The organism is Hoeflea sp., assembly GCF_039975035.1.
Taxonomy (GTDB): domain Bacteria; phylum Pseudomonadota; class Alphaproteobacteria; order Rhizobiales; family Rhizobiaceae; genus Hoeflea.
In genome coordinates, this window is record NZ_JBDWHW010000147.1 from 1 (window position 1) to 9,673 (window position 9,673).

Consider the following 9,673-nt stretch of genomic DNA (forward strand, 5'->3'; position numbering starts at 1 on the left):
TTCCAGGAGCATTTCGTCAATGCCATGGCGTTCCCCAACAAGGTCGATGCGTTCCCGAAGCTCACCGAAGTAGTCAAACTTCCCGAGCGCTCGGTGGACACCGACAAGGCCGACGGCATCGAACCCGGCGCCGGACGTCGGCGCGGAGGGCGGCGCCGCGGCTGATGCAGAATCTAGAGCGCCGCACATCCAATTGGTTGTGCAGCTGCTGCAGCCACTTTCGCGTGAGCCGGACGGTCGCGGCTCTTTACCCGAATCATGGTTGGGGTTACCGAGTCTGACGTGCCCGCCCTGATCCGATCACCGCTATTTGTTGTTCTTGCTCTCTGGGCTGCCGGCCTGGGAGCTGCCGCGCAGTTTGCCAAGATCGTGGTGATCTTTCCCGAACTGCAAGCTCATTACGGCCAGTCTGGTGCGGCTTCGGGCTATCTGGTCTCGCTGATCTCCGTTGTCGGCATGCTGCTGGGGCTGGTGGCGGGTGTGATCGCCATCCACATTGGCGTCCGGCGGCTGTTGCTGTCGGGTCTGATGCTGGGCGCAGTCATTTCGGCCTGGCAGGCGACCCTGCCCGGATTCGAATGGATGTTGGCGAGCCGAGTGCTGGAAGGTCTGTCACATCTGGCAATCGTTGTCGCCGCCCCGACCCTGATCGCGCAATTGACGCCGCCGCGACGCCAGAGCATGGCGCTCACCCTGTGGGGAAGCTACTTCGGCGTGGCATTCGCCGGCCTGGCATTGGCCGCGCCATCGATCCTTCAACATTTGGGGCTTAGCGGTCTGCCGGCAATCCATGCCGTCTACATGATTGTTTTGGCAGCCCTGCTGGCCGCAGTGCTACCCGCCGGGGACCACAGCAATGCGCCGCCATGGCCCTCGCCTGGCGACATCATCCGCCGTCATGTCTCTGTCTATTCCTCACCGTTCATCGCGGCCCCGGCGCTGGGCTGGCTGTTCTACACTCTCACATTCGTTTCGATGCTCGCTGTCCTGCCATCCATGGTCGACCCGGCATCACGCCCGTTTGTCACCGCCGCCATGCCTCTCGCCAGCATCCTGTCTTCCATGACCTTCGGTAACTTGCTGCTCAGGCACATGACCGCAGTCTCGGTCATTAACACCGGATTCGCGATCGCCATCGCACTGGTGCTGGTGTTCCTGCTGGCAGGCCCGGATCCATGGCTGTTCATTGCGCTGTTTGCCGCCCTGGGCCTGGTGCAGGGCGCGAGCTTCGCCGCTGTGCCTGAGCTCAACGCCTCCCTGCCCGACCGGGCGCTGGCCAATGGCGGCATCGCGCAGACCGGCAACCTGGGCAACGCGCTGGGCACACCGGCTCTCCTGGCCATCGCCTCCACAGGCGCGGCAGCCGGCCTGCCCGCTCTGCTGATCGGCTGCTATGCCGGCGCGATTGTGGTCCACCTGTCGCTGGCGCGCAGCCGGGCCAAAAAGACAGTCGCTTCAATTTCGGAAACCTGATGCGAGCCCGAACTTACTCTGGCCAGATATATTTGCCGCGCGCCCAGCCGAGCTCAGCGTCATCTGTCATCAACTGGCACCAGACATAGGCCTTCTTCATCTGCGCGTATTTCCACTCGACGCTGCCACCTTCATCGATCCGGAACGAAACATTGGTGACGATATTCTTGCAGCGACCGGTCAGGCTGATCCTTTGGTTGAGCCCGTAGGCATCGAAGACTTGCGAATTGGCGCCCGGCCATTTGCGGATGTTGAGCGCATCGTCGGGGGAAATCGCCGTTACCGTGCCGGCGGTAAACGCCGAACTCATCGCCGGAACGGTGGCCGTTGCAACAAAACCTGCCGCCACGGCCAGCACGATGTGAATGGATTTTTTCATGATCGTCTCTCCCGGACAAGCGCTGTGTTGAAATGCGCCGGTATTCGCAAACTAGACACATCCTGCTGTGCACTGCCTGAATGGAGCGTTCAGCCGATATTCATTCCAGCGCTGTCAGCTCAAGCATCAAACGATCCGGTCTGGTTGAAACGTTCAAAACCCGCCCGAAAATGATCGCTGAGCGCACAGACCTGCGGCGATGGGTCGGCGCCAACCTTGAGCAGCAGTTGATATTCCCCGGGCGCCGGAAGTCCGCAGTCCTCGTCGAGAAGCTGGATATCCGGCCCGATGAAACTCCGCCCCAACGGCGCTACCGCGAGATCGGCCAGTATTGCCGCCCTCTGCCCTGCCATATGCGACGTCATGAATGCGACCCGGTAAGCCCGGCCAACCTTTTCCAGCGCCGAAAGGGCATTCTCCCGCCACACGCACCCCTCATCCCACATCGAGACAGGCAACGGATCCATCAGGTAAGCCTGCCCGCCCCTTGCGCCGGCCCAGACGATGTCGTCGGTCATCATCACTTCGCCGGGAGCAGGCGTCTGGTCTTTCATGCAACTGGCCAGCGCGATATCGATATGGCCCGACGCAAAGCGCTTGAGGAGGCTGGCGGACTGGTCAATCACCACATCCACCACCACCGAGGGATGCGACTTGGCGAACAGCTTCAGCACTGAAGGAAGGACGGCCTCGCCATAGTCCGATGGCGATCCGATCCGGACAACGCCCGATACGTCGGAAGTGACAAAGCGTGATATCGCTTCCCGGTTGAGAGCAATCAACCGCCGTGCATAGCCCAGCAGCACCTCGCCGTCATGGGTCAGCGCCACATTCCGGGCGTCACGCAGGAACACCGAAACCCCCAGTTGCTCCTCCAGCCGCTTGATCTGCATGGAAACTGCCGACGGTGTCCGGTAGATACGCGCCGCCGCCGCGGTGAAGCTGCCGGTTTCGGCAATGGCGACAAAGCTGCGCAACACGTCCGGATCCAGCATCAGCAGCGGGTGATTGAGAGGTGCGTTCATATCATTCAATTCCATTGATCGTTCAGGTCAATTCATTTCGTTTGATTGAAGAATGCTCCTGAGCGATGCTGTTGTCAATCCAGTCTGACTGGTCAACGTCGAATAAGGAGACACTTTGATGTTCGGTCTTTCCCACATTGCCCGCCGTGCCCGCCAATGGCGGGCCGACCAGAAACGCACAGCCATGGAAATGGTCCTGCAGGACCTTCCTGTCGAACTGCGCAAGGACATCGGATGGCCCGTCGCCCGGGACCACCCTCAAGTTGGCAATCCGCAACGCGAGATCCATGCCCGTCCGGTATCGTGACACAGCCAGGCTCCATGTCGCACACCGAAAAATTCCACTGTTCGACCAGTGACAAATCACGAATTTTATGGCCTGATCGCGACATGAGCCCTTGGGGGCGCGCACAGGGATATGGGCATGCCCTCACATACCACACACAAGCGGTCGATCGTCTTTTTCATGGTTCCGGATTTTTCCATGATCGCCTTTTCCATGGCGATCGAGCCCTTGCGCCTGGCCAATCGCATGCTGGGCTACGAGTGTTATAAATGGCGCCTGACCTCTCATGATGGCGCACCGGTAATGGCCTCGAACCACGTCGTTGTCGCAGTCAACACCTCGCTTGCCGAAGAGCGCCGCAGCCTGTCGGGTGAAAACCGGCCAACCATGGTATTCGTCTGTTCCGGCATCAATGTCGAACGCTTCGACAACAAATCCGTCCTGGCCTGGCTGCGTGAAGAAAACAATCGCGGCGTGGCCATTGGTGGATTGTGCACCGGCGCCCACATACTGGCAAAAGCCGGGCTGCTTTCGGGCCGGCGTTGCGCCATCCATTGGGAAAATCTGCCCGGCTTTTCCGAAGCCTTCCCCAAGGCCAATGTGTATGCCGATCTTTATGAAATCGATGGCAACATCCACACCTGTGCCGGAGGCACGGCGGCTCTCGACATGATGCTGAGCCTGATCGGCGAGGACCATGACGACACGCTGGTCAACCGCATCTGTGAAATGGCGTTGACTGATCGCGTCCGCAACGCCCACGATCGTCAGCGCCTGCCGTTGCGCGCCCGCCTCGGCGTCCAGAATGCCAAGGTGCTGTCTATCATCGAGTTGATGGAAGCCAATCTGTCCGAACCCCTGTCGCTGATCGAGATTGCCGACGACGCCGGTCTCTCGCGACGCCAGATCGAACGCCTGTTCCGCCAGGAAATGGGCCGCTCACCGGCACGCTACTATCTGGAAATCCGGCTTGACCGGGCCCGGCATCTGCTGATTCAGTCGCCAATGCCGGTGGTCGAGGTGGCGGTCGCCTGCGGTTTTGTCTCCGCCTCGCATTTCTCCAAATGCTACCGCGAACTCTACAACCGTTCGCCGCAGCAGGAGCGCGCCGAGCGCAAGCAATACCTCACCGCAGCCTGACCAGGATCCCGCGCTCAGGCGGAGGCGGCGACAATCGGCAACAGTGACGCCGCTTTTTTCAGGGCTTCCATCTTGAGCAGAATGCCGATGTTTTGCGCGATGCGACACTGGAACTCTTCCTGGACGAAGGGCCGGTAAAGAAAGTCGCTTGCGCCCGCCTTCAGGAAGCTGGCGGAGAGTTCCGGATCGTTCGAATTTGAAATGCCGATGATGCGCAGCACGTCGTCGGAATATTTGCGGCGCAGTTTCCGGGTCAGTTGATAGCCGTCCATATCGCCCATGTGATAATCGGTCAGCACGAGATTGATATCAGGATTTGCTTCGATGGCTTCGAGCGCCTCCTGGCCTGAACCGGCCTCGACAATCTTGAATTTCTGCGCCGTCAGCATCGATGAAAGAATACTGCGCTGGGTTTTTGAATCGTCGACCACCAGAATGCGGAAATCGCGGTTGGAAATGATCCTGCCGACCGCCAGCACAATTTCATCGAAGGCTCGGTCATTGTCCTTGATGACATAGTCCAGCACGTTCTTGTTGAGGATGCTCTTGCGCGTGTTGAAATCGAACTTGCCGGTAAAGACAATGGTCGGAAGGTCGATTTCAAGCGCATAATCAAGCGCCTCGCAGTGCGGTGAATCCGGCAAATTGAGGTCGGTCACGGCAACAAAGAAGCCATGATCGGGGCCTGTGGCCGTTTGCCGCATTTCCGCCAGTGAACTGCAGGTCACGACATCGACGCCCAGGTCGGTTTCGAACCGGTATTTCAGCGCGGACGTGAACATCCGCGAATCTTCGACAAGCAGGACTCGCAGGCGTTCTGACGCGGAGGCAGGACTGACGCGGATATTGTCTCTGATAACTCCAGGCAAAGCAGCTACTCCAATTGCGCGCGTACCGGCCGCACGACTGAGAAAAATGCCCTGAAAAGGTCAGGCGACCTTCGCCGCAGCGCGGCTCCCCATCCATCTCCGTGCCGACTTGATCTGGTCAAGCGTGTCCAGGTTCTGATTGACGCGGCAGTAGAATTCTTCGTCGACATAAGGCCGCAACATGAAATCATTGCCTCCGGCCTTGAGGAACCGCGCCGTCAACAGGCGATTGTCGGAGGAAGAAACGCCGATGATCCTCAATTCATGACTGCCGCGCACGGCTCGCAATCGGCGCGTCAGTTCGAAACCGTCGATATCCGGCATATTGTAGTCGGTGATCACCAGACCGATGTCCGGGGTCACTTTCAGGATATCGAGCGCCTGGGCACCACTTTCGGCCGCGCTCACCTTGAAATTGAACCGCTCGAGCCGGCTGCGCAAAAGCGCGCGCGCGGTGGCGCTGTCATCGACGATGAGCACGTGGTGACGATGATTGGTAAGAAAGCGGCAGACCGATTCCGCCAGCAAGTCGATTGCCAGCACATTGTCCTTGATCACGTAGTCAACAATGTCACGGGCGAGTATGCCCTCACGTGTGGATTCGTGGAAGGTGCCGGTAAACACGATGATCGGAATCGAGAGCTCGGCCAGATAGCTTAATGCCTCGCCGTTTTCGGCGCCCGGAAGATTGATGTTCGAGATCGCCAGTGTGATCGGACGCTCATTGTATTCAAAGGCCAGCTGAAGCTCTTCGAAATTGCGGCACACCTCGATATCGATATCGAAATTGTTTTTCAGAGTCTGCCCGATCATGGAGGCGAACGCATTGGAGTCCTCCACCACGAGAATACGGTGATCACCAAGCGATCCGCCGGAATACTGCATACCTGAAAGCCCGATGAACATGCGCCTACCCCTTTTCCTGGACAAGGCTAACCACGCGTCAATTGAATTTCAGTTAACAATTGAAACCATTGGAGGTGTATCTGCCCTCCGCCTCGCACCTACGGATCGTCAAACATCCATCGCCGCTGATCCCAGATCTTTTCCCCGATCAGGCAATCATAAGGCTCCGTCGCCGACCGGAATGGTCGCGCCGGCAAGGCCTGGACGGGGACAATCTCGGGCAGCGTCGCGGGCAGGCTACCGATCTCGAGGATCAGTTTGCGGCGGATCGCTTCGGGGAACTGCTCCCAGCTGTTGACCGGCACCAGAAAGCTCCCCGGCCCGCCAATCACGCAGTCGGAGTAATAGGCATCCAGATCTTCAATATTGAAGCCGCCGCCCGGACCGTCGCTGGTCATCAGCGGCAATCCGTTGATGACGATGCGTTGAGCCACTGCCGCTTCCCTGGCGCTCAGAACCGGTTCGCCATGGTTGTTCGGTCCATCGCCGGATACATCAATGACCTTGCGCAATCCTTCGTACGGCGCCTCATCCAGCCGCTTGACCGCATGCCGGATCGCACCGGAAATTGATGTGCGCCGTTGCGCCACAGGCCTCGACTTGCGGACAATTGCCGAAAGCTGGTCCGCGTCGACTGCGGTTTCAACCAGCTTCCAGTCAAAAACCTCGCGGATGGAGTTGTCCCCGGCCCATTCGAACATGGTGATCGCAATGCGGCCATAAGCGCCCTGGGCGATGGCGCGCACCACGTCGGGATGATTGAGCGCTGCGGCATAGCCCTCACGCTGGATCGTCAGCTCCCGTGGCGACATCGAGCGCGACACATCGACGGCCAGAACCAGAGCCACATCGACAGGCTCGCGGGCTTGCGCGCCCTGCAGGGCCGCAAGCAAACCCGACACCGTCATGACCGCCGTGATCCATCGTGCCATGGCATAGTCTAGCATGACAGAATGGTAGTCCGAAGCCGGTTTTACGCTGCCGGGGATCAGCTCCGCGGCTTGAGGTTCTCCGGGTCGTACAGCGGCTTGTAGCCGACGGCCGCCACTTCAACCGGATAGGTTTCGCTGAAATATTCGATACCCAGCTTGCGCCCGACCTGGCAGTATTGCCACGGCAGATAGGCCAGCGCGATATTCTTGCCGATGGTGGGTCCGAAGGCGACCGAAGTCGTGTAGGAAATGCGGCCGAGTTCATCGACAAGCGTCTTGCCCGTCTCCGGGTCGATCACAGGCATGGCGCCGACCGGGTAGCGGGCCACGCCCTTGGCGTCGACATTGTCGGTCATCACCAGCGTGCACAGCATGGCCGGCTGATGTTCACGCGCCTTGTATTCCATATGTTTGGCCTTGCCGCGGAAATCGGCTTCCTTGACCTTGGGGCGAGCCAGATCGGCTTCGATCAAATTGTACTGGGTCAGAAGATCGGCGTTCTGCAGCCGCAGGCTCTTTTCCATGCGGCGGGAATTTGCGTAGGTTTCGACACCAACCGGCGTGACACCGGTTGACCGAAGCGCATCCCAGACGGCCAGGCCGTCCTCAAACTTCATATGCAGCTCCCACCCCTGCTCCCCGACATAGGAGAGCCGGAAGGCGGACACCGTTTTGCCGGCAATCTCGATCGGCTTGATGGCGGCAAAGGCGAAGTTTTCCACGTCAAGTCCAGCCGGATCAGCCACCACCTTTTTCAGTGTTTCGCGGGCGTTCGGGCCCCAGATGCCGATGGTGGTGTAGGACTCGGTGACATCGGTGATGCTGACATCATAGCCATTGTCGTCGGCCACACGGCGCATGTAGTGGAGATCGCGTGGCCCGGCGTCCGCACCATTGATCAGTCTGCAGCGGTCAGCCATGCGGATCACCGTGAAATCGGCCCGCACCATGCCCTCGTCATCAAGGAAGTGGGTATAGATGCCCTTGCCGATATTGCCATCGCCACCGATCTTGGCGGCGCACAGCCACTCCATAAGATCAACGTGATCCGGCCCTTCGATGTCGACCATGTGGAAGTGCGACAGGTTGATGATGCCGCAGTCTTCGGACAGTTGCAGGTGCTCGGCATTCGACACACGCCAGAAGTGGCGGTTGTCCCACTCGTTGGCACGCACCGGAACCCGGTCGCCGAACTTCTCAAGCAGATGATTGTTGGCCGCATAACCATGCGCCCGCTCCCAGCCGCCAAGCTCCATGAAATGGCCGCCAAGCTCAACTTCGCGTTCATGAAACGGCGAACGCTTGACGCCGCGGCTCTTCGCATAAGGCTCGCGCGGATGGATGGCCGGGAAATAGATCTTTTGCGCTGCTTCATAGCAGCGGTTTTCGATGAATTCCTCGGTCATCTGATGCGGATAGAAACGCGCGTAATCGATCGAGTTGTGGTCGATCTCGGTACGGCCATCGGTCATCCAGTCGGCGATCAGCTTGCCATAACCCGGCGCATCCTTGACCCAGATGGCAACGCAATACCAAAGCCCGCGCACCTTCTGGCTTTCACCGCAGGAGGCGCCTCCGGCGGCAGACACCTGCAGCAGGCCGTTGAAGGAGTGGCTTTCATTGTAGCCGAGCTCGCCCAGGATAGGCGTGAGCTCCATTGCCCGCTCGAGCGGCTCGATGATCTGCTCCATGTCGAGATCGCGTTGCGAGGGAGACAGCCGCGCCTCGTTCTTTTCCAGAATATCGCGCGGATGGCACAGGCGCGGATTGTCGGTCTCGTAGTAGCCCCACTCGATCTGGCCACCCTCGGCGGTCTTCGGGTCGCCCGTGTCGCGCATATAGGCTGAATTGCCCTGGTCGCGCATCAGCGGCCAGCCGATATCCTTGCCGGTGCCTTCGAATTCATTGTAGGGACCGAAAAAGGTCAGCGGATGATCAACCGGCATGACCGGCAGATCCTCGCCAACCATTTCGGCGATCAGACGGCCCCAGATGCCGGCGCAAACTACAACATGATCGGCCATGATGGTGCCGCGATGGGTGACGACGCCCTTGATCCGGCCGCCCTCGACGATCAGCGACTGGGCTGGAGTGTTGGCGAAAACGTTCAATTTTCCGGTTTTCTCGCCCGCATCGACGAGCTTTCCGGCAACAGTCTGCGAGCGCGGAATGACAAGCCCGGCGTCCGGATCCCACAAGGCTCCGGCGACCATTTCCTCTTCGACCAGCGGGAATTTTGTTTTCACCTCGGTCGGACCAATAAAGCTGGCGCGCGTGCCAAAGGCCTTGCCGGAGGAAATCTTGCGCTTGATTTCTTCCATCCATGCATCGTCGCCAGTGCGAACGATTTCCAGACCGCCGATGCGGGCGTAATGTCCCATCTTCTCGAAGAAATCGATCGAGTATTGCGTCGTCCAGACCGACAGATAGTCATGGGATGTGGTGTAGCAAAAATCGGATGCATGGGCCGTCGATCCGATATCGGTTGGCACGCCGGATTTGTCGATGCCGACAATGTCGTCCCATCCGCGCTCGATCAAATGATGCGCGATGGAGGCGCCGACAATGCCGCCCACGCCAATGATGACGACCTTTGCCTGTTTCGGAAACCCTGCCATTGTCTTCCACCCTGATTGCGTCTGGGGCAGAATTTAGGATCTGTC

Annotated in this window: 9 protein-coding genes; 3 read left to right on the forward strand and 6 right to left on the reverse strand. The window is 59.3% G+C overall.

Translation table 11 applies throughout. From position 1 onward, the window contains the following. The first annotated feature begins 282 nt into the window (after positions 1-282). Positions 283-1,473, forward strand: coding sequence for an MFS transporter (locus ABJN75_RS12865; RefSeq protein WP_348439994.1), 1,191 nt, complete (start codon positions 283-285; stop codon positions 1,471-1,473). Between the two features lie 13 nt (positions 1,474-1,486). Here ABJN75_RS12865 and ABJN75_RS12870 read toward each other — a convergent pair whose 3' ends face one another. After that, a complete protein-coding gene (locus ABJN75_RS12870) occupies positions 1,487-1,852 on the reverse strand; it encodes a hypothetical protein (protein ID WP_348439995.1) in 366 nt (121 codons plus the stop codon). A gap of 119 nt (positions 1,853-1,971) precedes the next feature. Then, positions 1,972-2,877, reverse strand: coding sequence for a LysR family transcriptional regulator (locus ABJN75_RS12875; RefSeq protein WP_348439996.1), 906 nt, complete (start codon positions 2,875-2,877; stop codon positions 1,972-1,974). Positions 2,878-2,995: 118 nt separating this feature from the next. On the opposite strand from ABJN75_RS12875, the gene ABJN75_RS12880 reads away from it, so the two are divergent. Beyond that, the gene (locus tag ABJN75_RS12880) at positions 2,996-3,184 is read left to right on the forward strand and encodes a hypothetical protein (protein WP_348439997.1); all 189 of its coding nucleotides are present in this window, start codon (positions 2,996-2,998) and stop codon (positions 3,182-3,184) included. A gap of 117 nt (positions 3,185-3,301) precedes the next feature. After that, a complete protein-coding gene (locus ABJN75_RS12885) occupies positions 3,302-4,303 on the forward strand; it encodes a GlxA family transcriptional regulator (protein ID WP_348439998.1) in 1,002 nt (333 codons plus the stop codon). A 14-nt stretch (positions 4,304-4,317) separates the two neighbouring features. Here ABJN75_RS12885 and ABJN75_RS12890 read toward each other — a convergent pair whose 3' ends face one another. The 4 genes from ABJN75_RS12890 to ABJN75_RS12905 form a co-directional block, all read right to left on the reverse strand. After that, the gene (locus ABJN75_RS12890) at positions 4,318-5,085 is read right to left on the reverse strand and encodes a response regulator (protein WP_348439999.1); all 768 of its coding nucleotides are present in this window, start codon (positions 5,083-5,085) and stop codon (positions 4,318-4,320) included. A 147-nt stretch (positions 5,086-5,232) separates the two neighbouring features. Continuing rightward, complete coding sequence (locus ABJN75_RS12895) at positions 5,233-6,078, reverse strand: response regulator (RefSeq protein WP_348440000.1); 846 nt, start codon at positions 6,076-6,078, stop codon at positions 5,233-5,235. A 98-nt stretch (positions 6,079-6,176) separates the two neighbouring features. Then, positions 6,177-7,010 (reverse strand): DUF1194 domain-containing protein, encoded by an 834-nt coding sequence (locus tag ABJN75_RS12900; RefSeq protein ID WP_348440001.1) that lies wholly within the window; start codon positions 7,008-7,010, stop codon positions 6,177-6,179. Positions 7,011-7,066: 56 nt separating this feature from the next. Next, positions 7,067-9,628, reverse strand: coding sequence for an FAD-dependent oxidoreductase (locus tag ABJN75_RS12905; protein WP_348440002.1), 2,562 nt, complete (start codon positions 9,626-9,628; stop codon positions 7,067-7,069). Positions 9,629-9,673 lie beyond the last annotated feature (45 nt).